The sequence below is a fragment of the uncultured Streptococcus sp. genome, from assembly GCF_905372115.1.
GTDB lineage: Bacteria > Bacillota > Bacilli > Lactobacillales > Streptococcaceae > Streptococcus.
In genome coordinates this window covers 1-23,793 of record NZ_CAJPNR010000031.1, presented here as the reverse complement: position 1 = coordinate 23,793, position 23,793 = coordinate 1, and the positions used below count along the sequence as shown (strand labels likewise).

The 23,793-nt window shown below is 43.4% G+C and carries 24 protein-coding genes; 19 read left to right on the top strand and 5 right to left on the bottom strand.

The window, feature by feature from the left end:
* Positions 1-46 precede the first annotated feature (46 nt).
* The 6 genes from QZ169_RS08455 (at position 47) to QZ169_RS08430 (ending at position 5,973) form a co-directional block, all read left to right on the top strand.
* Positions 47-2,296 carry an endonuclease/exonuclease/phosphatase family protein gene (locus QZ169_RS08455; protein WP_295506360.1) on the top strand — a complete coding sequence of 750 codons (2,250 nt, stop codon included), beginning with the start codon at positions 47-49 and terminating at the stop codon, positions 2,294-2,296.
* A gap of 246 nt (positions 2,297-2,542) precedes the next feature.
* The gene (pflA, locus tag QZ169_RS08450) at positions 2,543-3,352 is read left to right on the top strand and encodes a pyruvate formate-lyase-activating protein (RefSeq protein WP_002905907.1); all 810 of its coding nucleotides are present in this window, start codon (positions 2,543-2,545) and stop codon (positions 3,350-3,352) included.
* A gap of 139 nt (positions 3,353-3,491) precedes the next feature.
* A complete protein-coding gene (locus QZ169_RS08445) occupies positions 3,492-4,427 on the top strand; it encodes a manganese-dependent inorganic pyrophosphatase (protein WP_295506357.1) in 936 nt (311 codons plus the stop codon).
* 92 nt (positions 4,428-4,519) lie between these two features.
* Positions 4,520-5,032: a YiiX/YebB-like N1pC/P60 family cysteine hydrolase gene (locus QZ169_RS08440; protein WP_295506355.1), complete on the top strand. Its 513-nt coding sequence runs from the start codon at positions 4,520-4,522 to the stop codon at positions 5,030-5,032.
* A complete protein-coding gene (locus QZ169_RS08435; protein ID WP_295506353.1) occupies positions 5,025-5,714 on the top strand; it encodes a DUF1803 domain-containing protein in 690 nt (229 codons plus the stop codon). The genes QZ169_RS08440 and QZ169_RS08435 overlap by 8 nt, the downstream gene beginning before the upstream one ends.
* Positions 5,715-5,778: 64 nt before the next feature.
* Positions 5,779-5,973: a CsbD family protein gene (locus QZ169_RS08430; protein ID WP_125444628.1), complete on the top strand. Its 195-nt coding sequence runs from the start codon at positions 5,779-5,781 to the stop codon at positions 5,971-5,973.
* Positions 5,974-6,001: 28 nt separating this feature from the next.
* Here the strand turns inward: QZ169_RS08430 and QZ169_RS08425 are convergent, their stop codons facing one another.
* The 4 genes from QZ169_RS08425 to QZ169_RS08410 form a co-directional block, all read right to left on the bottom strand.
* On the bottom strand, positions 6,002-7,006 hold the full coding sequence (locus QZ169_RS08425) for an iron ABC transporter permease (protein WP_295506350.1): 1,005 nt from the start codon (positions 7,004-7,006) through the stop codon (positions 6,002-6,004).
* The gene (locus QZ169_RS08420; RefSeq protein WP_295506348.1) at positions 6,996-8,015 is read right to left on the bottom strand and encodes an iron ABC transporter permease; all 1,020 of its coding nucleotides are present in this window, start codon (positions 8,013-8,015) and stop codon (positions 6,996-6,998) included. Before QZ169_RS08420 ends, QZ169_RS08425 begins: the two co-directional genes overlap by 11 nt.
* A gap of 100 nt (positions 8,016-8,115) precedes the next feature.
* Positions 8,116-9,051 carry an iron-hydroxamate ABC transporter substrate-binding protein gene (locus tag QZ169_RS08415; protein ID WP_295506346.1) on the bottom strand — a complete coding sequence of 312 codons (936 nt, stop codon included), beginning with the start codon at positions 9,049-9,051 and terminating at the stop codon, positions 8,116-8,118.
* A gap of 79 nt (positions 9,052-9,130) precedes the next feature.
* On the bottom strand, positions 9,131-9,916 hold the full coding sequence (locus QZ169_RS08410; RefSeq protein WP_295506344.1) for an ABC transporter ATP-binding protein: 786 nt from the start codon (positions 9,914-9,916) through the stop codon (positions 9,131-9,133).
* Positions 9,917-10,136: 220 nt separating this feature from the next.
* Here QZ169_RS08410 and QZ169_RS08405 point away from each other — a divergent pair, with 220 nt between their 5' ends.
* Entirely contained in the window at positions 10,137-10,892 is a 756-nt protein-coding gene (locus QZ169_RS08405) for a CPBP family intramembrane glutamic endopeptidase (RefSeq protein WP_295506365.1), read from the top strand.
* A gap of 45 nt (positions 10,893-10,937) precedes the next feature.
* Here QZ169_RS08405 and QZ169_RS08400 read toward each other — a convergent pair whose 3' ends face one another.
* The gene (locus tag QZ169_RS08400) at positions 10,938-12,383 is read right to left on the bottom strand and encodes a UDP-N-acetylmuramoyl-L-alanyl-D-glutamate--L-lysine ligase (RefSeq protein WP_295506342.1); all 1,446 of its coding nucleotides are present in this window, start codon (positions 12,381-12,383) and stop codon (positions 10,938-10,940) included.
* An 86-nt stretch (positions 12,384-12,469) separates the two neighbouring features.
* Here QZ169_RS08400 and QZ169_RS08395 point away from each other — a divergent pair, with 86 nt between their 5' ends.
* The 12 genes from QZ169_RS08395 (at position 12,470) to QZ169_RS08340 (ending at position 23,668) form a co-directional block, all read left to right on the top strand.
* Positions 12,470-14,098, top strand: coding sequence for a polysaccharide biosynthesis protein (locus tag QZ169_RS08395; protein ID WP_295506339.1), 1,629 nt, complete (start codon positions 12,470-12,472; stop codon positions 14,096-14,098).
* A 96-nt stretch (positions 14,099-14,194) separates the two neighbouring features.
* Positions 14,195-15,352: a cystathionine gamma-synthase gene (locus QZ169_RS08390; RefSeq protein ID WP_295506362.1), complete on the top strand. Its 1,158-nt coding sequence runs from the start codon at positions 14,195-14,197 to the stop codon at positions 15,350-15,352.
* Between the two features lies 1 nt (position 15,353).
* On the top strand, positions 15,354-16,520 hold the full coding sequence (locus QZ169_RS08385) for a MalY/PatB family protein (protein ID WP_295506337.1): 1,167 nt from the start codon (positions 15,354-15,356) through the stop codon (positions 16,518-16,520).
* 163 nt (positions 16,521-16,683) lie between these two features.
* A complete protein-coding gene (gene upp / locus QZ169_RS08380; RefSeq protein WP_002894672.1) occupies positions 16,684-17,313 on the top strand; it encodes a uracil phosphoribosyltransferase in 630 nt (209 codons plus the stop codon).
* 20 nt (positions 17,314-17,333) lie between these two features.
* Positions 17,334-17,687: a DNA topoisomerase I gene (locus QZ169_RS08375; protein ID WP_295506335.1), complete on the top strand. Its 354-nt coding sequence runs from the start codon at positions 17,334-17,336 to the stop codon at positions 17,685-17,687.
* 169 nt (positions 17,688-17,856) lie between these two features.
* Positions 17,857-18,447: an ATP-dependent Clp protease proteolytic subunit gene (locus QZ169_RS08370; protein WP_002897069.1), complete on the top strand. Its 591-nt coding sequence runs from the start codon at positions 17,857-17,859 to the stop codon at positions 18,445-18,447.
* 160 nt (positions 18,448-18,607) lie between these two features.
* The gene (locus tag QZ169_RS08365; protein WP_295506333.1) at positions 18,608-18,880 is read left to right on the top strand and encodes a YlbG family protein; all 273 of its coding nucleotides are present in this window, start codon (positions 18,608-18,610) and stop codon (positions 18,878-18,880) included.
* Positions 18,881-18,965: 85 nt separating this feature from the next.
* Entirely contained in the window at positions 18,966-20,126 is a 1,161-nt protein-coding gene (locus QZ169_RS08360; RefSeq protein WP_295506331.1) for an ABC transporter substrate-binding protein, read from the top strand.
* A gap of 241 nt (positions 20,127-20,367) precedes the next feature.
* Positions 20,368-21,237, top strand: coding sequence for a branched-chain amino acid ABC transporter permease (locus tag QZ169_RS08355; protein ID WP_175859498.1), 870 nt, complete (start codon positions 20,368-20,370; stop codon positions 21,235-21,237).
* Between the two features lie 3 nt (positions 21,238-21,240).
* Positions 21,241-22,194, top strand: coding sequence for a branched-chain amino acid ABC transporter permease (locus tag QZ169_RS08350; protein ID WP_295506328.1), 954 nt, complete (start codon positions 21,241-21,243; stop codon positions 22,192-22,194).
* Positions 22,194-22,958: an ABC transporter ATP-binding protein gene (locus QZ169_RS08345; protein ID WP_002899800.1), complete on the top strand. Its 765-nt coding sequence runs from the start codon at positions 22,194-22,196 to the stop codon at positions 22,956-22,958. Before QZ169_RS08350 ends, QZ169_RS08345 begins: the two co-directional genes overlap by 1 nt.
* Positions 22,958-23,668 carry an ABC transporter ATP-binding protein gene (locus QZ169_RS08340; protein WP_295506326.1) on the top strand — a complete coding sequence of 237 codons (711 nt, stop codon included), beginning with the start codon at positions 22,958-22,960 and terminating at the stop codon, positions 23,666-23,668. The genes QZ169_RS08345 and QZ169_RS08340 overlap by 1 nt, the downstream gene beginning before the upstream one ends.
* The last annotated feature ends 125 nt before the right edge of the window (positions 23,669-23,793 follow it).

Below are 23,793 nucleotides of genomic sequence, written 5' to 3'. Positions count from 1 at the left end.
AAAATTAAATAGGATAATATACATTTATACAGAAAAGGAGAAGTTCATGAAAAAACAAGTTTCTTACAGGCAGCTCTTCCCCACAGTGGTTTTGCTAGCTGCTTTTCTGTCCCTGCTTTTTTCTGTCCAACCGGTCGGAGCAGAAGAAGCAGTAAGTTCGTCGACTTCAGATGCGGCAGCTCTTACAGAGAATCCAACTGTAAGCGATGCGTCGGTTGCTAGTCAAGTAGAGAGTCCATCTGCAGAATCGGGAGAGTCAAGGCCAGCTTCTACAGAGGTAGTGGAAAAGGCAGACCAAGCCTCTGCTGCAGCACAAGCTGCGGCTAGCGGACCAGAATTTGTTCCAAATGTAGGAACTATTCAGGGAGAATCACAAGCCTCTCCCTATGAGGACAAGGAAGTTCAAGTTTCCAATGTAGTTGTGACGAAAACAGACCGCTATGGTTTTTATGTTCAAGACGTGACTCCTGATGGAAACAGCAGGACTTCTGATGCTCTTTATGTTGTTTCTAAAGAAAAAGTCGATGTTGGAGACAAACTTAGTCTTGAAGGACGCGTTAAAGAAGGCTATATGGAAGAGCTCAGCGTTCGTCAGGGGCAAACTTTCAACAAGCCCAGTGATAGCTTGACAGTCACCATGCTGGTGGCTTCCAAGGTGACCAAGGAAGGGAAAGCTGACTTACCAGCTCCAGTAGATATCGTGGCTAATATGCCTCAGGATACGGTCGATAACGATATTAATAACTATCAGCCTCAAAGTGAAGCGTTGGACTATTGGGAAAGTTTGGAAGGAATGTTGACGATGGTGAAGAGGCCCCGAGTTCTAGGCCCGCAGTACCGTGGAGACATTTATGTCTTACCTGAAGGCTACCAAGCCTTGCCATTAAACAATATCGGCGGTCTCAATCTTCGTCCAAACGTTCAAAATACAGCAACCATTCCAGTCTATGTTGGCAATAAATTCATTGCCAAGGCCAAGGATTATTTCAATGGTGATGTGGTAGGAGTCGTGACCTATCGTGGGAAGATTTACAAGTTGGAGCCGACTCAGCTGCCTGATTTGGTGGACGGTGGCTTGCAGAGACAGGTCTCTCCTATCTATCCAAGCGAGGACAAGCTGACTATTGCTTCCTACAATATCGAGAATTTTTCTGCTAATGCTAAAAAAGGTGAAACACCTGAGGAAAAAGTGACTAGAATCGCCAATTCCTTTATCAATGAAATTCATAGTCCAGATATCATCACGCTCATTGAGGTTCAAGATGAGAACGGAAGTGTTAATGACGGAACGACTAGCGGTATCAAAAGCGGTGAGAAACTAGCGGCTCGCATCAAAGAACTGGGCGGAAAAACTTACAAGTACACCGAAGTTGCCCCCCTTGACGGTCAAGATGGCGGCAAGCCTGGCTCTAATATCCGCGTGGCCTTTCTCTATGATCCAAATCGGGTGAAGTTAGTCGAAAAAGAAGCCGGTACGAGTGACGAAGCAGCTAGCTTTTCCGGTGGCCATTTGGTTAAGAATCCTGCCCGAATTGCTCCAACAAATCCAGCCTTTACCAAAGTTCGTAAATCTTTGGCAGCTGAGTTTGAATTTAAGGGACAGCATATCGTTGTTATCGCCAATCATTTGAAGTCCAAGATTGGGGATGATGCCGTTTATGGCTCCGCTCAGCCAGCAGTTCAGCATACGCAGGCAGCCCGAATTGAGCAGGCTAAAATTTTAAATAGCTTTGTTCAAGAAGGGCTGAGACAAAATCCTAACCTTAAGTTTGTGCTGACTGGTGATTTCAATGATTTTGAATTTTCCGAAACGGCTAAAGCACTGGCGGGTAATGAACTGATTAATCTTATGCAGGAGCATGATGCGGCTGACCGTTATTCTTACTTCTACCGTGGCAGCAACCAAAGCTTGGACAATATTTTCATTTCGAAGAACCTGGCAGGTAAGGCTGTCTTTGCGCCTGTCCATATCAATGCCTCTTTCATGGAGGAACATGGCAGAGCTTCAGACCATGATCCGGTAGTGGTGCAGCTTGACTTTTCTAAGGATATCGCAGCTTCAACATCTGACAGCTCCCAGCCGTCTCAAGCAACTGGACAATCTTCTGTAGCAGCAGAACAAGGAGCTCCGTCTCAGGCCAATTCTCCATCGTCCAAACAAACTGGACAAGGTCAGACAGTTGGCAGCAAGAAGAAGGGGCTCCCGCAGACCGGCCAAAATAACAGTGGCTGGGCAGTCTTGGGATTGACCTTGCTGATGTTTGCTTTTACTCTCAAAAAGAGAAGCAGAAATTAACTAAAATCAATTTAAAAAGTGAAATCAGGGTGGAATAAAGATTCTGCCCTGATTTTTTATTTGCCAGCATCTAAGAGCAAGTCTTAATCAGCTTTCGCCCTAAAATTTTATCTGTTGTAAAACACTGAAAATGAAACTGAAAAACAGTTTGTTTTCTAAAAAATAGGCAAATTAAGTCTATTTTTGCTTTAATCATGTTATAATGTAGTTAGTTATAAAACGTTTTCAGACTTAAGAGGTTGCGCGATGGTTGAAGAGAAAATTGAAGAAGCAGTTGATTATGGAAAGGTAACGGGCATGGTCCACTCCACCGAAAGTTTTGGAGCTGTTGATGGACCGGGTATCCGTTTTATTGTTTTTTTGCAGGGCTGCCACATGCGCTGCCAGTACTGCCATAATCCGGACACATGGGAGATGGAGACCAACAAATCTCAGCTGCGGACAGTGGATGATGTTTTACAAGAAGCTCTCCGTTACAAGGGTTTCTGGGGCAATAAAGGCGGCATCACCGTCAGCGGAGGAGAAGCCTTGCTGCAGATTGATTTTCTGATTGCCCTCTTTACCAAGGCTAAGGAGCTGGGCATCCACTGTACCTTGGATACCTGTGCCCTTCCTTTTAGAAATACGCCTCGCTATCTGAAAAAATTTGACAAGCTTATGGCAGTGACGGATTTAGTCTTGCTAGATATCAAGGAGATTAACGAAGAACAGCACAAAATCGTGACCAGCCAGACTAACAAGAATATCTTGGCTTGTGCCAAGTACCTATCTGACATTGGAAAGCCAGTCTGGATACGCCATGTCTTGGTGCCGGGATTGACCGACCGTGATGATGACCTGATTGAGCTAGGTAAATTTGTAAAAACTCTGAAGAATGTTGATAAGTTTGAAATTCTACCTTACCATACCATGGGAGAATTCAAATGGCGGGAGTTGGGCATCCCTTACAAGCTGGAAGGGGTTAAGCCTCCAACAGCTGATCGGGTCAAGAATGCCAAGGAACTCATGCAGACTGAGTCCTATACAGAGTATATGAATCGGGTGCATAATAGCTAATCTACTTTGAGTATGAATTAATGGGCTGGTGGGTTAACCAGTCCATTTTTCCTAAAAAAATGCCCTTCTGCTTTTGTGAAATGCCTGTAATTGTGGTAAAATAAATGCAATAAACATTATATAAAAGAAGAGGTTTATCATGTCTAAAATTTTAGTTTTCGGTCACCAAAATCCTGACTCAGATGCCATTGGTTCATCTTACGCTTTTGCTTACTTGGCTCGTGAAGCTTATGGCTTGGATACAGAAGTTGTTGCTCTAGGTGAGCCTAATGAAGAAACAGCCTTTGTTTTGGATTACTTTGGCGTGGCTGCACCGCGCGTGATTACATCTGCAAAGGCAGAGGGAGCTGAGCAAGTTATCCTGACAGACCACAATGAATTCCAACAGTCTGTGGCAGATATTGCAGAAGTTGAAGTTTATGGCGTGGTGGACCACCACCGTGTTGCTAACTTTGAAACAGCTAGTCCCCTTTACATGCGCTTGGAGCCAGTGGGATCTGCTTCCTCTATTGTTTACCGCATGTTCAAGGAGCACGGAGTAGAAGTTCCAAAAGAAATTGCAGGATTGATGCTGTCTGGTTTGATCTCTGATACTCTCTTGCTTAAGTCACCAACAACTCATCCGACTGACAAGATTATTGCACCAGAATTGGCTGAGCTGGCTGGTGTCAACTTAGAAGAGTATGGTTTGGCTATGCTCAAGGCAGGTACAAACTTGGCTAGCAAGTCTGCAGAAGAGTTGATTGACATTGATGCTAAAACCTTTGAATTGAACGGAAACAATGTCCGTGTGGCACAGGTCAACACTGTTGATATTGCCGAAGTTTTGGAACGTCAAACAGAAATCGAAGCGGCTATTGAAAAAGCAATCGCTGATAATGGCTACTCTGACTTTGTCTTGATGATTACTGATATTATCAACTCAAACTCAGAAATTTTGGCTATCGGAAGCAATATGGACAAGGTCGAAGCAGCCTTTAACTTTGCTCTTGAGAATAACCATGCTTTCCTAGCAGGCGCTGTTTCTCGTAAGAAGCAAGTGGTGCCTCAACTGACAGCAAGTTTTAATGCTTAAAGAGCCCAGTTGAATAGATTAGTTACTACATGAGAGGCTATTCCCCTCATACTAAAAAGGAGTTTCGGCTCCTTTTTTGATAGGCGAGAGAAATGAAGATTCAAGATTTACAAGATGGAGATTTGATTTTTACAGTCGGATCTTCAGAAATTGCTGCAGCCATTCGAGCAGCGACTGGTTCATACAGCCACGTGGCTATCTTTTTTAATGGTGAGATTTTTCATGCAACCCATGAGAAGGGTGTTGTCAATCAAGACTTGTCTGATTTTTGGCAGGATGAGGATGTTTATGACGTGTATCGTTATCCAGCTATTGAAGCAGAAGCTGTCTTTAAAAGGGCCAAATTACATCTAGGAAAGTCATACAATTTCAGCTTTTATCCTCAGTCCGATGGTTTTTACTGTTCGGAGTATATTGCGGAAATTTTACCGATTTTTGATACGATTCCCATGCAGTTTGGAGACGAGGAAAATCTAATTTCTGATTTTTGGCAGGAGTATTATCAGAATTTGGGCTTAGATGTGCCCTTAAATCAGCCTGGGACGAATCCTAGCCAGTTGGCTCAGTCAAGAAAACTCATCTACAAAGGAGAACTCCATGATTAAAATCATCAATCACAGCCGTTTGACGCGCCAGCCTTTTTTTCAGGAGCTGATTGATTATTTGGATCAGCATGAGGCAGTGATTCTACGGGAGATTAAGAGAGAGTTTGAGGGTGTGGCTAATATTGACCGCTCGATAGAGGAGTATATCAAGGCAGGCTACATCCGGCGGGAGAACAAGCGATATTACCTGTCGCTGCCTTTTGTGGAAAGTTTGGAGGATTTGCGTTTGGATCAGGAGGTCTTTATCCGTGATGACACTCCTCTCTATCAGGAACTCTTGGAGCTGCGCTTTGAGACCCAGCTTTCCAATCAGACCAATGCGACGGTCTTGCTGGAAGAGACAGATTTTCTGCGGGATAAGCTGACCTTGGCTAATTATTTTTACAAGATGCAGCGCCAGTATCCCCTGTCTGAGGCACAAAAGCCCCTCTATGCTGTCTTGGGCGATGTCAATCCAGAGTATGCACTAAAGTATATGACGACCTTTCTCCTCAAGTATGTCCGCAAGGATGAGCTCATGCAGAAGCGGCGGGACATTTTTGTCGATAGCCTAGTAATCTTGGGCTATATCCGGCAAAACGAAGCAGGCAAGTATGAGTTGCGGGCCAGCTTTGATAAGGAGAGATTGATTTTTCAGCTGGACTTATTTTCTCATAGAATGAGCAGAATATTTGACCTTTGAAAAGAAAAAACTTATACTACTGTAAACGGTATCAGAAACCGTAAAAAAGAATGGAGGCAAAATTATGTCACTAGAAAATAAATTCGATGAAGCTAAAGGCGCTGTTAAAGAAGGCGTGGGCAAAGTTACAGGCGATAACAAGACTGAAGCAGAAGGCTTTGTAGAAAAAACTGTTGCTAAAGCCAAAGAAATTGCTGAAGATGCTAAAGGAGCTGTAGAAGGTGCCGTTGAGGGTATCAAAAACAGCTTGGATAAATAAAAAAACAATCAGTCGATTATTCGGCTGATTATTTTTTATGCTGATACATAAGGTAGAGGAAGTAGGGAGCTCCAATAATGGAAATCAAAATGCCTGTCGGGACGGAGCTTCCGATGAGAAAGGTTCTTGTGACAGTATCTGCCCCTGTCATGATAAAGGCGCCTAGCAGCATGGCGGCTGGAAAGAGTAAGCGATGATCGCTAGGCAGGAATCGTTTGCTGATATGGCTAGCCAACATACCGATGAATACAATATTTCCAGCTAGAGATAGGCTAAAGGCGACGAGAGCACTGGCCAATAGTAGGGTTATCTGCCGCTCTCTTTTTAGATGAAGCCCCAGACCTAGAGCTGTTTCATCATTTAGACTGAGGATATTGAGCTTGTGGGAATGCAGATAGGTCAGCAGCCAGAATAAAAGCAAAAAGGGGCCAGCAATAGCTAGACTTTCCCAGTTATTACCCGTAATCTTACCAGCTAGCCAGCTAACCACATAGGTCAGTTTGTTCTGATTGACACGGCCGGTGATGGCAATCATACTAGAAGACAGGATGGTTGACAAGGTCACGCCAGCGATAATGAGCTTGACGGGGCTTATAGCATGGCCTTTTTGATGTGAGATCAGGTAAATAAGAGCTACAGTCAGCATACCGCCAAAGGTTGCGATAAAGGGAAGATAGCGAATATAGAAAGGATTGGTCACTTCTAGCTTGCTGATAGCAAGAGTAATAATAACACCAGCTCCGGCATTGATTCCCAAGGTTCCTGAATCAGCAAGTGGGTTTCGGGTAAAGGTCTGCAGCAGTACACCGCTCATCCCTAGCGAAGCTCCTGCTAGAAGGCAGACCAGAATTCGAGGCAAGCGGATCTGCTCCATGATAAAGGCGCTGCCATCATCTCCCTGCCCCAGCAGATATCGAAAAGCTTCTCCGACATTAAATTCCTGATCGCCTGATGATAGAGACAGTAGGAAAATTAGGGAAGTCAGGAGGCTGAGGCTTACTAGAACCAAAAGAATCCGTTTTTTATCTCTCATAGAAAGTCCCCTTTCTCATCATCCATAGGAAGACTGGCAGCGTAACGAGACTGATAATAGAGCTAAGAGGCAGACCGACCATATGACTTGCAGAAAAATCACAAATCAGTAGAAATAGCGATCCTGCTAGCATCGTCAGTGGCAGTATTTTTTGGTAGTTCTTTCCGCTGATGGTTTTGACAAAGTGTGGAATAATTAGTCCGACGAGGGCAAGGCTTCCTACTAGGGCAACGGCTGCCGCTGATAACAGTAGAACAATACTCAGAAAGAACAGGGTTATCTGAGTCGTTCGCTGGCCTAAGCCCTTGGCTACTGTTTCATTGAGGCTGAGAATGGTTAGTTGGTGAGAAAATAGCTGAGCCAGTAAGAGGCCTAATAGGATAAAAGGAGCAATGATTTGCAGCATTTTCCAATTGGTTCCTAGAAGCCCTCCAGCTTGCCAACCGATGACAGCATTGGTCAGGTTGAGGTAAATGGTCAAGCCTTGTCCGATAGCAGTCAGGAGTGTTGTTACCATGGCACCGGATAAGACGAGTCGTAGTTGCTCAAAACCTTTTCTAGGATGGTAGGAGAGGCTAAAAACCAGAATACTGGCTAGACTGGCTCCTGCAAGCGAGAGCAGGAGGATGCTACTGTAGTGTATACTCTTAGAAAAGGCATAACCGCAGATGAGCGCTAGGCCAGCTCCTGAGTTGATACCCAAAAGTCCCGGATCAGCAATGGCATTGCGGGTAATCCCCTGCATGATGGCTCCTGAAACGGCCAAGCTAGCTCCGACTAGCAGAGCTGCAATTCCTCTAGGTAAGCGCAGATCTATGATGATGTTCTGGGCTGGACTTTCCTTGAAAGGATTGCTCAGCGTTTCTATCAGTTGCCGATGGGAGTAGCTAGGAATGCCAAAGCGCAGGTAGAGATAGAGTCCGCCAATCAGCAGGAGAATGAGGGCGAAAAAAACAAGCCAAAAGATGTTTGGCCTATTTTTTTGAGTGAAGAGTGAATGAAGCGTCATCTGGTATCCTTTATATAGTCGAAAATCAAATAGCTGTCATGAGATATATTGTATACTAGCAATGTTTTTTCACTAGTCTAAGTTTTCTGCAAGGAATGGCCTAGTTCATTTTTTCAAGGCCATCTTGAATGGTTTTGAGTTCGTATTCAAGTGTCAATGGATCGTTGAAATAAAAGGCGTTGGCATCCACTTTTAAGACATGGTTCTGTTGGACAGCGGGAATGGATTTCCAAACATCGCTTTCGTAAAGAGCACTGCCCGTTTTATCATCTTCAGCTGCAACCAGGACATAATCGCCAATATACTCACTCACCGTTTCTTGGCTGACTTGCAAGTAGCCACTTGGGAATACTTCATCCTTCACTTTTTGTGGGGCATCAAATCCCAGAGACTTGTAGATAACTTCTCCGCCTCGTCCCCAGTTGTTACCGAAGAGGTAGATTTCCTTTTCATATAGCCCAACAACAGTGAAAGTAACATTTTGTCCCAGCTTTTCTTTTAACTGCTTGCCGATATCAGCTGTTTTACTCTTCCAATCGGCAATCCATTGATCAGCTTCTTTTTCCTTATCAAAGATTTGTCCAAAGCGATTCAGGATTTCTAAATAGTCATTTTTTCCATAATCAATGGCAATAGTTGGAGCGATTTTCTTTAGTTCATTGATATTTTTGTCACTGGCATCTACCACGATAAGGTCTGGCTTTTGCTTAGCGATTGATTCCAAATCTTCCGGCATCAGGACCTTGGCATTTTTGACTTTTTCCTTGAGGACAGGATTTTTAGCATCATAGGATGTTACAGTGACAGGGTCGAAGCCTAGTTGTAGCAGATAGCCGGTGTAGGTTGAGGAGAGGCTGGCAATCCGTTTTGGATTTTTAGGAATATCGCCGTAGTAGTGGAATCCGTCAATTTTGGGCTTGCTGGATAGCTCTACCTTGTTTGAAGAGGTAGAGTTTTCAGATTTAGATGAACTGCCGCAGGCAACTAAAAGGAAGATGGTGACAGTAAGGGTAGCAAATGATAAAAACTTTTTCATTTTTTCCTCCAATTCTATAAAAAGTTTAGAAGCTGTATCCACGAAGGAGATATGGGAAGCTTATCTATGAAGACATTGCTTATTTAAGGAGTTGATAGCTGAGGCAGAGCGGCTTATCCTGAATAGGATCCCGAATAATCTGGGCTTCAATCTGAAAAATGTCTCTCAGAATATCCGAGGTCATGACCTGCTCAACACTTCCTTGATACCGGATATGCCCATTTTTCATAGCAATCAACTGATGAGAAAAGCGGGCAGCTAAGTTGATGTCATGCAGAACCATGATAATGGTTTTTCCGCTGAGTCGGTTGAGGTCATTCAGCAACTCCAAGATTTCCAGCTGGTGATTCATATCCAGATAGGTGGTCGGCTCGTCCAGAAAAATAGTCTCTGTATCTTGAGCTAAGGCCATAGCAATCCAGACGCGCTGGCGCTGACCTCCAGACAAATCATCTACCTGCCAGTCTGAAAATTCGCTGACTTGAGTTGCTTCCATAGCCCAGCAGATTTTTTCCCGGTCTTCTGTACTGAGCCGCCCTAAGCCAGTTTGATGCGGAAAGCGGCCATAAGAGACCAGGTCATAAACAGTGATGCCATCGGTCGCCTCCATGGTTTGGGGCAACAAGGCAATCTTTTGCGCCACCTCCTTGGTCGGCAGTAGGGCGATGGACTGTCCATCCAGGGTTATGCTGCCGACTTTTGTCGGTAAAATACGGGTAAAAGCCTTGAGAAGAGTGGATTTACCACAGCCATTGCTACCGATAATAGTTGTAATCTTTCCCTCGGCTAGTTGGCAGTCCAGTCCGTCAATAATAACCTTTTGATCGTAGGCGACCTGGATACTTGCTGCAGAGATAGTGGACATAGACTTCCTTTCTGGCTGATTCTTCTATCAGAATCACATCTTTTATTATACCATAAAAATTTTTCTAAAAAAAGAGTTTTCTGACAATTTAATAAAAATAAAATAAAAAAGTTTTATAAAATTGTAAATAATAAAAATTTAAGCTTTTCATGCTAAGATAGAAATATAAAAAAGAACCTGCAATGATGATATGAATTTACAGGTGGTGAAAGGAAAGATGATGAAACTATTGACGCACTTACGCCCCTCAAAGCCTTTGAAAGAGTTGAGGTGGTTTGATATTGCTGTGATTACCCTGCTCATGTTTGGGCAGTTCATTTACCGCTCAACGGAGCTTTATTTAGCTAGCTTTGCACCAGCCGCCAGCACAGGAGCGACTGAAACGGTGACCAATACAGCCACTGAAGGAGCGGCTTTTTCTAGCAATTTCAATTTTCAGCTACTGATGCTGTTTTTGACCATTCTTTATCTATTGCTTCGGCGCTTTGACTTTAAGCAGCTTCCTATCCGTCTGAGCTGGTCGGTTCTCCTTTGGACTCCTCTTATTTTTGTAGTGGTAGGGTTCTTTGGTGATATTGTGACGACACTGAGCGGCGAGTATAATTACTTTGATCCAACTCTCTGGTCTTATGTAGATGTTCTAGAAATCTTTCGGAAATTTGCTGAACTGACACCCATGGCTATTCTCTACGGACTTCTCAATGGCTTCTATGAGGAATTCTTTTTTCTGGGGCTTATGACCTCTGTTAAGGATAAGTATAAGTGGTGGGCTCTGGCTTACTCTACTATCATTCGGATTTCTTTCCACACCTATCAGGGCATGCTGTGGGCCTTGGTTATCGGAATAGTGTATGGTCTCTTTTACTATTTCCTTTACAAGTACAAGGTCAAGAACCTCCTGCCTTTCTTTCTCATGCACGCCTTGGCGGATATGTTTGGCTCCAGCTTGATGTATGTACTGATTAAATGGCGGTAATTTTTACAAAACAACAATAAAAAGGCGATATGCTCACCTTTTTTCTTATAAATACTTTTCTGCAAGAGCATAGTCTCCTGGATAGGCTACTTTTTCTCCTTCTACGATTTGGTAAGCATCTGCTCCTTTGCCAGCCAGAATGACGGCATCTCCCACTCGGTCTGTCAGACTGAGAGCTTTTTTGATGGCTTCTTCTCGGTCGGCTATTTTTTCCACTGGATAGGAGATGTAGGATGCGATTTCCTCTGCAATGACTAGAGGATCTTCATAGTTAGGGTCGTCAGCAGTTAAGATAACAGTCAGCTCAGGATGCTGATTGAGTAGGAGACCGAAGTCTTTGCGCCGGCTTTCACCCTTGTTTCCGGTAGCACCCAAAAGGAGAATAATCTTGCCCTTCTGGTGTTCCTGTACCACAGACAGCAGGTTGCTCAGGCTGACGCCATTGTGAGCGTAGTCAACGAAGACCTTGGCGCCATTTTTCTGAGTCAGAACTTCCATGCGGCCAGGGACTCGGGTTGTAGCAATTCCTTTTTTGATGTCTTCGAGGCTAGCACCCAGTCGCAAACAGGCAAGACCAGCCGCTACTGCATTTTCCTGATTGAAGCGGCCGATGAGCTGGATATCGTAGCGGCCAGCTAACTTACCAGCAACTTCAAAGCTGAAGGCCTGAGAATCCTTGATGGTATTGCTAGAGCCTACTCCATAGAAATCATGTTCCATAGAAGCGACTTGCTCTTTTACGATTTGGAAATGATCCATGCCGCTGTTTACGATAACTGCTCGGCTATGGTCCATCAAGAGCCGCTTATTGTAGAAGTAATCTTCAAAGGTTGGATGCTCGATAGGGCCGATATGGTCGGGGCTAATATTAAGAAAGACACCGACATCAAAGGTCAGGCCATAGACCCTTTTCTTGAGATAAGCCTGACTGGAGACTTCCATGATGAGATGAGTCCGATCATTTGCAAGGGCTTGGGCCATCATTTTGATGAGATCCAGACTCTCTGGTGTGGTCAGAGTTGACTTGAAGAAAGTCTCGCCATCCAAAGTAGTGTTCATAGTCGAGAGCAGGGCAGGCCGATGGCTTTGGGAAAGGATCTGATAGGCAAAATAAGCTGTAGTTGTCTTGCCCTTGGTGCCAGTAAAGGCCAGTAGTTTGAGCTTTTTCTCAGGATGGTCGTAAAATTCCATAGCTAAGAGACTCATGGCCTGCTTGACATCGTTGACCAAGAGCACCGGAATACCCACTTGAAAGTCTGTCTCGCTGATATAAAAGCGCAGGCCAGCTGTGACGGCTTTTTCTAGAAATTCTCTCTTAAAAGCCTCACCCTTGACAAAAAAGAGGGTAGAGGCATCCGTTTCCCTGCTGTCATAGCTGATACTATCGAAAGTTAAGCCGCTGTAGGAGAAGAAGTATTCTCCGTCTTTGACAATATCACGAAAATTATGGTCTTCTTTTAAAATATCTAATACGGTTTCAATTTTAATCATAAATCTATTGTAAACCTTATGGCTGGGTTTTACAAGAGGCAAGGAAAAGTTTATAATAAAAGAAGAATAAATAGAAGAGGTTTTCTATGAGCCAAGAAACAACAAGCCAGCAGCAGCAGATGCTGCGGGGAACTGCCTGGCTAACTGCCAGCAATTTTATCAGTCGTCTTCTGGGGGCCATCTATATCATTCCTTGGTATATCTGGATGGGCAAGCACGGCGCTGAGGCCAATGGCCTTTTTACTATGGGCTATAATATCTATGCCTGGTTTTTACTGATTTCGACAGCCGGCGTGCCAGTGGCAGTGGCCAAGCAGGTAGCTAAGTACAATACAATTGACAAGGAAGAGCACAGCTTCACTCTGATTCGTGAGTTTCTCAAGTTTATGCTGCTTTTGGGAGCTGTTTTTGCGGTCATCATGTACTTGCTGTCGCCGGTTTTTGCCAGTATGTCTGGCGGTGGTTCAGACTTGGTTCCTGTTATGCAGAGCCTCTCTTTGGCTGTTTTGATATTCCCATCGATGAGCGTTATCCGAGGTTTTTTCCAAGGGTTTAACAATCTCAAGCCTTATGCCATCAGTCAGATTGCGGAGCAGGTCATTCGGGTTATCTGGATGCTGCTGACTGCCTTTTTTATCATGAAAATCGGTTCTGGCAACTTTGTAGAAGCGGTTACCCAGTCCACCTTTGCCGCCTTTATCGGTATGCTGGCTAGCATGGCTGTTTTGGCCTTCTATCTCTGGAAGACAGGGATGCTGACTTCCATCATTCATAAGCCTACAAATGCCACAGAGATTAATGGTCGTGCCCTGCTCTGGGATACGATTCGAGAAGCCATTCCTTTCATTATTACAGGATCTGCCATTCAGCTTTTTCAGATTATTGACCAAGCTACCTTTATCCATGTCATGGGCTGGATTAGTAAGCACAGCAAGTCAGAGCTCTTGGTTCAGTTTGCCTATTTCTCAGCTAATCCTAATAAAGTCACCATGATTTTAATTGCTGTGGCGACCTCTATTGGTGGTGTGGGGATTCCGCTTCTGACCGAGAACTATGTCAAAGGTGATTTCCGTTCAGCTGCCCGCTTGGTGCAAGACAATCTCAGCATGCTGATTTTCTTTATCTTGCCAGCAACCATTGGTGCTGTTTTGGTGGCAGAGCCACTCTACACAGTTTTCTATGGCAAGCCAGATAGTTTAGCACTAGGCCTTTTCATTTTTGCTATGCTGCAGACCATTATCCTCAGTCTATATACGGTGTTAGCTCCGATGATTCAGGCCCTTTTCCAAAATCGAAAAGCTATTATTTACTTCCTCTATGGAGTAGGATTCAAGTTGGTGCTGCAAGTGCCCTTGATTTATATTTTCAAAGCTTATGGTCCTCTTCTTGCGACGACAGTTGGCTTGATTATCCCAATCCTGCTCATGTATCAGGAAATTCGCAAGGTAACAGGTCTGAATCCTAAGAATCTCTTTAAGCGGAGCCTCCTGTCAGTGATTCTGACAGTTCTGATGACCATGTTTGTCTTGGTAGCAGAGCTTCTTATCGGTCTCTTCCTTCATCCTAGCGGACGGATTTCCAGCTTTGTCTATATCGCTCTGATTGGCGGTATCGGTCTTGCTGTCTATGGCGGACTGGCGCTCAAAGTTCGTCTTATGGATCGCTTTATCGGTTCAAAAGCAGCTAGTTTGCGACGACGCTTTCATATCTATTAAAAAGCCGTACGGCTTTTTAATTTTTAGCTTTGCTTTTCTAAAACATCAACATTATAGTTTCAAACTATAGCTAGCTCTTGGAAAGAAAAAAGATAAATATTTTCAAAAGATGTTACAATAGAGGGTGAAATATTAGCGAAGGATTGGAAGGTTAATATGAGTAAGGACGTAAAATTAAATACACTACTGGCTCAGGCTGGGGTTAAAAAAGATGAAACAACTGGTGCTTTAACAACACCCCTGCATTTTTCAACGACCTACCAGCACCCTGAGTTTGGGCAGTCAACAGGTTATGACTATACTCGAACCAAGAATCCAACAAGGGTTAGCTTGGAAGAGACTCTGGCTGCTATCGAAAGCGCAAATTATGCTCTAGCGACTAGCTCCGGTATGTCAGCTATTGTGCTGGCCTTTAGTGCCTTTTCGGTCGGCAGCAAGGTTTTGGCTGTTCGGGATCTCTATGGCGGCTCTTTCCGCTGGTTTGCTCAGGCTGAAGCTGAAGGGCGTTTTGCCTTTACCTATGCCAATACAGAAGAAGAACTACTGAATAATCTGACAGAGGATATAGATATTGTCTATATCGAAACACCGACCAATCCTCTTATGGTAGAGTTTGACATTGCCCGCATTTCCCAAGCGGCTCATGAGCGAGGAGCAGCTGTCATTGTGGACAATACCTTCTACAGTCCTATTTACCAAAGACCGTTGGAGGATGGAGCTGATATAGTTCTACACTCTGCGACCAAGTATCTGGGCGGGCACAATGATGTCTTGGCTGGAGCCATTATGACTAATGATACTGCTATTTATGATAAGCTATTCTATAACCTCAACACAACTGGGCCAGTCCTGTCTCCTTTTGACAGCTATCTGCTTTTGCGTGGTCTCAAGACATTAGCTCTCCGCATGGAGCGTTCTACTCAGAATGCGCAAGAAGTGGTTGATTTTCTGAAGCAATCTCCTGCGGTAAAAGAGGTCCTCTATCCAGGCAAGGGTGGTATGATTTCCTTTAAAGTTGTGGACGAAGGGAAGATTCCTCATCTCTTAAATAGCCTGAAAGTCTTTACCTTTGCGGAAAGTTTGGGCGGAGTAGAGAGCTTGATTACCTATCCGACGACCCAGACTCATGCAGACATTCCGGTGGAGGTGCGTCATTCTTATGGCTTGACTGATGATTTGCTGCGTCTGTCGATTGGAATCGAGGATAGTCGAGATTTGGTAGACGATTTACGTGCAGCCTTGGAGAATGAATAATATGGGAAGATATAATTTTGAAAAAGCCCCCTGTCGTGTAGGGCATCATACTTATAAATGGAAAGAAGTGGAGAAGGACAAGGAAGTCCTGCCAGCATGGATTGCAGATATGGATTTTGAAGTCCTGCCTGAAATTCAGCAAGCCGTTCATGACTATGCTAATCAGTTGGTCTATGGCTATACCTATGCTAGTGAAGAGCTGATCAATGCCGTTCTAGATTGGGAGAGGGATGAGCACGACTATACCTTTGATCGGGAGGCTTTGGTATTTATCGAGGGGGTTGTCCCTGCTATTTCGACGGCTATTCAAGCCTTTAGCGAGGAAGGCGATGCCGTTCTCATCAACACTCCAGTTTATCCGCCTTTTGCCCGCAGTGTCAAGCTCAATAATCGGCGGCTTATTACCAATTCTCTGATAGAGCAAGCCGGACTTTTTCAGATTGATTTTGAGCAACTAGAGCGGGACATTGCAGACAATGAAGTCAAGATTTATGTTCTATGTAATCCTCATAATCCCGGAGGTCGAGTTTGGGAACGGGAAGTGTTAGAGAAAATTGGCCGTCTCTGCCAAAAATATGGCGTCCTCTTGGTCTCAGACGAAATTCACCAAGATTTGACCCTGTTTGGACATGAGCACCAGTCTTTCAATACTGTCTCGCCTGACTTTAAGGACTTTAGCTTGATTTTAGCCAGTGCGACTAAGACCTTTAATATTGCTGGAACTAAAAATTCCTATGCTGTGATTGAGAATCCTAGCTTGCGGCATCAGTTTAAAAAACGCCAGCTGGCCAACAACCAGCATGAAATTCCTGGTCTTGGATTTTTAGCGACAGAAGCAGCCTATCGTTACGGTTGGTCTTGGTTGATGGAGCTCAAGGAAGTTCTTGAGAAGAATGTAAATTTTGTGGTTGATTATTTTGCCAAGGAAGCGCCGCGCCTGCGGGTCATGAAGCCTCAAGGGACTTATCTGATTTGGCTGGACTTTTCAGATTATGGCCTGACAGATGACCAGCTCTTCCAGCTGCTGCGAGAAGAGGCTAAGGTCGTCCTGAATCGAGGAAGTGATTTTGGCCCAGAAGGTAAAGGTCATGCTCGCTTAAATGTTGCTGCTCCAGAGACGATGGTTGAAGAAATCTGCTCCCGTATTGCAGAGGTATTGCCAAAATAAATCCAAAAATGTTTTAATTTATTTCACAAATACCTTTATATCAAGTGTTATAGTCTGCGGAAGTAAGGTGCAGAAAATCCTTGAAAAGGCTTGCTTATGGCAAGCCTTTTCACTTTTTTTTTGATATAATAAGAAGAATAAATTGAAAGAAGGAAATTCAATCATGGGAAAACTTGAAGTTATCGCTCATCCACTTATTCAACATAAATTGTCTATCTTGCGTCGTACAGATACCTCTACCAAGGCTTTTCGTGAATTAGTTGATGAAATCGCAATGCTGATGGGATATGAGGTCTTGCGCGATTTACCACTTGAAGATGTAGAAATTGAAACACCAATTACTAAAACAGTCCAAAAACAGATTGCAGGGAAGAAATTAGCTATTGTACCAATCTTGCGAGCTGGTATTGGCATGGTGGATGGACTTCTGAGCTTGGTTCCAGCAGCTAAGGTCGGCCATATCGGAATGTACCGTGATGAGGAAACCTTGAAGCCGGTTGAATATCTGGTCAAGCTGCCAGAAGATATTGACCAACGTCAAATTTTTGTTGTAGATCCAATGTTGGCTACGGGTGGTTCTGCTATCTTGGCTGTGGATTCTCTGAAGAAGCGTGGTGCTAGCCACATTACTTTTGTATGTTTAGTTTCTGCGCCAGAAGGAGTAAAAGCCTTGCAGGAAGCTCATCCAGATGTTGATATTTTCACAGCCGCTCTGGATGACCACCTCAATGACCATGGTTATATCGTACCAGGACTGGGAGATGCAGGAGATCGTCTTTTCGGAACTAAATAAAATGAAAGTAGGAATTTGATATGGCAATTGATTGGGAAGAAATTTTGGGCGAAGAGGAAAACATTGCTGACGCTTACGATAGCCACGTAAGCGAATATATGGATATTTATTTTGATAGCTCGGATTCAAGAAATTATGCTGTTAAAGGAGAGTATATAATTGGTATATGGAACGGTGAAGAGGTGCGCTTTAAGCGTATATGGGGGGGACATGAATTCTCTGAACAAGAAATAACTGATTTATTAAATGGGAAAGAGATTTGTTTTCGATATACAATTAATAAAAACGAACAGGATATTATTGGGAAATTAGCTTATTTAGAATATAAGAACAACTCATATATCGGTTTTTCTCCCTCAAACTGGAAAAAATAAATTTTTAATTTGTGTATAGAACAAATTAAAATGTTGACAATTTGTGAAGAGATTCTGGGAAAAGAAGTTTCTATTTGACCTTTTTTGACCAAAAGGATATAATAGTCTCGTAATTTGAAATTCTATTTCCTAGTTTGATAGAAAATTTTAAAGAGAAAGAGAGAAAACTATGATTCCTGTAGTTATTGAACAAACCAGCCGAGGAGAGCGCTCCTATGATATTTACTCCCGGCTATTAAAAGACCGCATTATCATGCTGACTGGCCCAGTAGAGGATAATATGGCTAATTCAGTCATTGCCCAGCTCCTTTTCTTGGACGCTCAAGACAATACTAAAGATATTTACCTCTATGTAAATACGCCAGGGGGATCTGTCTCAGCAGGTCTGGCCATTGTGGACACTATGAACTTTATCAAGTCTGATGTTCAGACCATTGTTATGGGTGTAGCTGCCAGCATGGGAACAATCATTGCTTCCAGTGGTGCTAAGGGTAAACGCTTCATGCTTCCAAATGCAGAATATCTGATTCACCAGCCGATGGGCGGAGCTGGAAGTGGTACTCAGCAAACAGATATGGCCATTGTAGCTGAGCACTTGCTTAGAACTCGTAATACCTTGGAAAAAATCTTGGCTGAAAACTCTGGCAAGTCCGTTGAGCAAATCCACAAGGATGCAGAACGTGATTACTGGATGAGTGCTCAGGAAACCTTGGAATACGGCTTTATTGACGAAATCATGGAAAATAGCAACTTAAGCTAACATAGGAGGAGCCAAAAGAGGCTCCTTTTTTGCTGTTTTGAATCTGCTGAGCTACCAAGTTCTGGTGTTTTAAGCTAATCATAAAGCTTTTCAGGGCTAGTTTTTTTGCCCTATCTTTGCTATAATCATCTAAGAACTACATGGACCGGAAAGGAGTTTTATGATAGAGAGAGAAGAAAGAGTGGGCTTGATTGTCTATCTTTACTATAATCGAGATGCCAAAAAGCTGGCTAACTTCGGTGATATTATTTATCATTCTAAGAAGCATCGTTATCTGCATCTCTATGTCAAGCAAGAGGAAGCCCAGAACTTGCAGGAGAATCTGCCCAAGGAGCGCTATGTTAAGCAAGTTCGGATTTCTCACATAAAAGAACTGGATCAAAACTTTGTTGGAAGCCTGTATAGAGAGCAAGAAAACGTTAACATTCGATAAAATTTCTATAAAGGGTTGACAATTGTCAGATAATTCGATATATTCTTACTATATCATCAAATAAATCACTTAAGGAGATTTCCTAATGAAGAAAAAATTTGCACTATCCTTAGTAGCTTTTGCTAGTGCGGCTCTTCTCGCAGCTTGTGGAGAAGTATCTAACAACAACTCAACAGCAACTGGTACAGAAATTGGCGATACGATTAAATTTGGTTTTAACTTTGAAGAATCAGGTGAAGTAGCAGCCTATGGTACAGCTGAACAACATGGTGCTCAGTTGGCAGTTGATGAAATCAACGCTGCTGGCGGTGTGGATGGCAAGAAGATTGAAGTTACTGATAAGGATAACAAATCAGAAACAGCTGAAGCCTCTACCATCACTACTAGCTTGGTTACCCAAAGCAAGGTAAATGCAATCATTGGCCCTGCGACTTCTGGAGCTACAGCTTCAGCTACAGCAAATGCTGCTAAAGCAGGTGTACCAATCATTACACCGAGTGCGACACAGGATGATTTGACCAACAAGCAAGATTATCTTTACCGTGCAACCTTCATTGATAGCTACCAAGGTAAAATCATTTCTAAGTATGTCACTGACAACTTGAAAGCTAAGAAAGTCGTTCTTTACTATGATCAATCCAGTGACTACGCTAAAGGAATGGCGGATGCCTTCAAGAAGGAATTCAAGGGTGAGATTGTAGCAACAGAAACGTTCCAGTCTAAGGATACAGACTTCCAAGCTGCTTTGACAAAGATTAAGGGCAAAGAATTTGACGCTCTGGTTGTTCCAGGTTACTATACAGAAGCTGGTAAAATTGTCAATCAAGCGCGTGGTTTGGGTATTGACCAAACAATCGTTGGTCCTGATGGCTTTGGTGATACTAAGTTCGTTGAGCAAGCAACTCCTGCTGCAGCTACAAATGTTTACTATGTATCTGGCTTTACAACTTCTGGTGAAATGTCAGAAAAAGCTAAGAAGTTTATTGAAGCATACAAAGCTAAGTACAAAGAAGAGCCATCTATGTTTGCAGCTCTGGCATATGACTCTGTTTATATGGCAGCTGAAGCAGCTAAAGGCGCTAAAACTTCTGTAGATATCAAAGACAACTTGGCTAAGCTTAAAGATTTCGATGGAGTGACTGGTTCAATCACTATTGATAAAGATCACAATCCAGTGAAAACAGCTTTGATGATTGGCTTGAAAGACGGTCAAGTAGATACTGTAGAAACAGTTAAAGCGGAATAAGAATTATGAGGCTGGGGCTATCCCAGTCTTTGACTTGTTTTCTATTTCTAGTTGCTTGAGCAAATTAGTAGATAATTTCTTTCTGAATCTACGGATTTGAAAGAGTATTGTTTTATAATCTATTCTTCTTCGTTTCTCAATCAACTATTATTCGTATTTTGGGAGTGGGATGATAAAATCACGACCTAGTCTGCTGATTTTTGTCCCATTCCTTATTTTATTATAGAAAGAGTGGTGTCTAATGCTCCAACAATTAGTCAACGGTCTAATCCTGGGTAGTGTTTATGCGCTTCTGGCTTTGGGTTATACCATGGTTTATGGGATTATTAAGCTTATTAACTTTGCTCATGGCGATATCTATATGATTGGTGCCTTTATAGGTTATTACTTGATTAATATCTTGAAGTTTAATTTCTTCCTTTCTCTCATTTTAGCGATGATTGGGACAGCGATTCTCGGTGTGGTTATTGAGTTTTTAGCCTATCGTCCTCTGCGAAATTCGACTCGGATTGCGGCTTTGATTACAGCCATAGGGGTCTCTTTTCTCCTCGAGTATGGCATGATTTTCTTTGTCGGTGCCAATACCCGATCTTTCCCGCAGGTTATTAAAACAGTACGCTTTAACTTGGGGCCGATTTCTATCTCAAATATTCAGTTGCTGATTTTGGGAATTTCGATTTTCCTCATGGTAGCTCTGCAGTTCATCGTGCAGAAGACAAAGATGGGTAAGGCTATGCGAGCTGTATCCGTAGATAGTGATGCTGCTCAGCTCATGGGAATCAATGTCAATCGCACAATCAGTTTCACCTTTGCTTTGGGTTCAGCTCTTGCAGGAGCCGCAGGTGTTCTAATTGCTCTTTACTATAATTCATTGGAGCCTCTGATGGGGATGACTCCAGGTATTAAGTCCTTTGTAGCAGCCGTTCTAGGTGGTATTGGAATCATTCCTGGTGCCGCGCTTGGTGGCTTTGTTATCGGTCTTTTGGAAACTTTTGCGACAGCGCTTGGATTATCTGATTTCCGAGATGCCATTGTCTATGCGATTTTGATTGTCATTCTTCTGATCCGTCCAGCTGGTATCCTCGGCAAAAATGTGAAAGAGAAGGTGTAAGGTATGAAAAAGAATTTAAAGATAAATATTTTCTGGCTCGGCCTTGTTTTAATCGGCTACCTGCTGATGACAGTATTGGTTAGTGCCGGTGTTCTCAACGCTTTTTACATTCAAATCTTAGAGCAAATCGGGATTAATATTATTCTGGCGGTCGGGCTCAACCTCATCGTCGGATTCTCAGGTCAATTCTCTCTTGGCCATGCTGGCTTTATGGCTATCGGTGCCTACGCTGTAGCAATTATTGGCTCTAAATCGCCAACTTATGGAGCTTTCTTCATTGCTATGCTGGTAGGAGCAGTCATTGCTGGTATTGTGGCTTTGGCAGTTGGTTTGCCAACGCTTCGTCTTAAAGGGGACTATCTCGCGATTGCGACTCTTGGTGTCTCTGAGATTATCCGGATTCTAATTATTAATGGCGGTACTCTGACGAATGGCGCAGCTGGTATCCTATCCATTCCACCCTTTACTTCTTGGCAGATGGTCTATGTCTTTGTTGTTATCACAACTATTTTGACCTTGAATTTCCTGCGCAGTCCTATCGGTCGCAGTACTCTGTCTGTCCGTGAGGATGAGATTGCTGCTGAGTCTGTTGGGGTTAATACTACTAGAATCAAGGTGACAGCCTTTGTCTTGGGAGCTATCACGGCTTCTATTGCTGGCTCTCTTCAAGCAGGCTTCGTTGGTTCAGTTGTTCCTAAGGACTATTCCTTTACCAACACTATCAATATCTTGATTATTGTCGTTTTTGGTGGTCTAGGCTCAATGACTGGAACCATTGTAGCTGCAGTAGTATTGGGCATTCTCAATATGCTGCTGCAGGATGTATCCAGCATTCGGATGATTGTCTATTCTTTGGCTCTAATCTTGGTCATGATTTTCCGTCCAGGCGGACTTTTAGGAACTTGGGAGCTCAGTCTGTCTAAGCTCTTCAAAAAGAATAAGGAGGTCAAAGAATAATGGCACTTCTTGATGTGAAAAATCTAACTAAAAACTTTGGCGGTCTGACTGCTGTCAGCGATGTGACCTTGGAACTCAACGAGGGCGAGCTGGTTGGTCTGATTGGCCCTAATGGTGCGGGAAAAACGACTCTTTTCAACCTCTTGACAGGTGTTTATGAGCCTAGTGAAGGGACAGTGACACTAGATGGGCACTTGCTCAATGGTAAAGTTCCGTACAAGATTGCTGCTCTAGGGCTCGGGCGGACCTTCCAAAACATCCGGCTCTTTAAGGACCTTAGTGTTTTGGATAATGTTCTGATTGCCTTTGGTAATCATCATAAGGCTCATGTGTTAGCTTCCTTCCTCCGCCTGCCAGCCTACTACAAAAACGAAGAAGAACTCAAAGCCAAGGCTTTGGAGTTACTGAAAATTTTTGACTTGGACAAGGAAGCAGAAACCTTGGCTAAGAACCTAGCTTATGGTCAGCAGCGTCGCTTGGAGATTGTTCGGGCCTTGGCAACAGAGCCTAAGATTCTTTTCTTGGATGAGCCGGCTGCAGGGATGAACCCTCAGGAGACAGCAGAGCTGACTGCATTGATTCGACGGATTAAAAACGAATTTAACATTACCATCATGCTGATTGAGCATGACATGAGTCTGGTAATGGAAGTCACTGAGCGAATATATGTTTTGGAGTACGGCCGCTTGATTGCGCACGGAACACCTGATGAAATTAAGAATGACAAACGCGTCATTGAAGCTTATCTAGGAGGTGAAGCCTAATGTCCATGCTTAAAGTTGAGAATCTCTCTGTCCATTATGGCATGATTCAGGCTGTCCGTGATGTCAGCTTTGAAGTAAACGAAGGAGAAGTCGTTTCCCTGATTGGTGCCAATGGCGCTGGGAAAACGACCATTCTCCGGACTATTTCAGGCTTGGTTCGTCCAAGTGCTGGTAAAATTGAATTTGTAGGCAATGAAATTCAAAAAGTTCCTGCTCAAAAAATCGTAGCAGCTGGACTTTCGCAAGTACCAGAAGGACGTCATGTCTTTCCAGGTTTGACCGTTTTGGAAAATTTGGAAATGGGCGCCTTTCTCAAAACAAATCGAGAAGAAAATCAAGCCAATCTCAAAAAGGTCTTCTCTCGTTTCCCACGCTTGGAAGAGCGTAAAAATCAAGATGCTGCAACCCTTTCAGGTGGTGAGCAGCAGATGCTGGCTATGGGACGGGCGCTGATGTCTACTCCTAAACTTTTGCTTTTGGATGAACCTTCTATGGGCTTGGCGCCGATCTTTATCCAGGAAATCTTCGATATTATCCAAGATATTCAGCGACAAGGAACAACTGTGCTTTTGATTGAGCAGAATGCCAACAAGTCTCTCTCTATCGCCGACCGCGGCTATGTTCTTGAAACAGGCAAAATCGTTCTGTCCGGAACTGGCCAAGAACTCCTCGCTTCTGACGAAGTCCGCAAAGCATATCTAGGTGGTTAAAAAGGTCCAGTGGACCTTTTTAAGTTGCAGATAAAGAAAACAAGGTTTTCTTCAAAATGTCTGGGAGACATTTTTAGGCTGTTGATAGAAAGTTACGATAGTAACTTAACGTTTTGAAAAGGTCC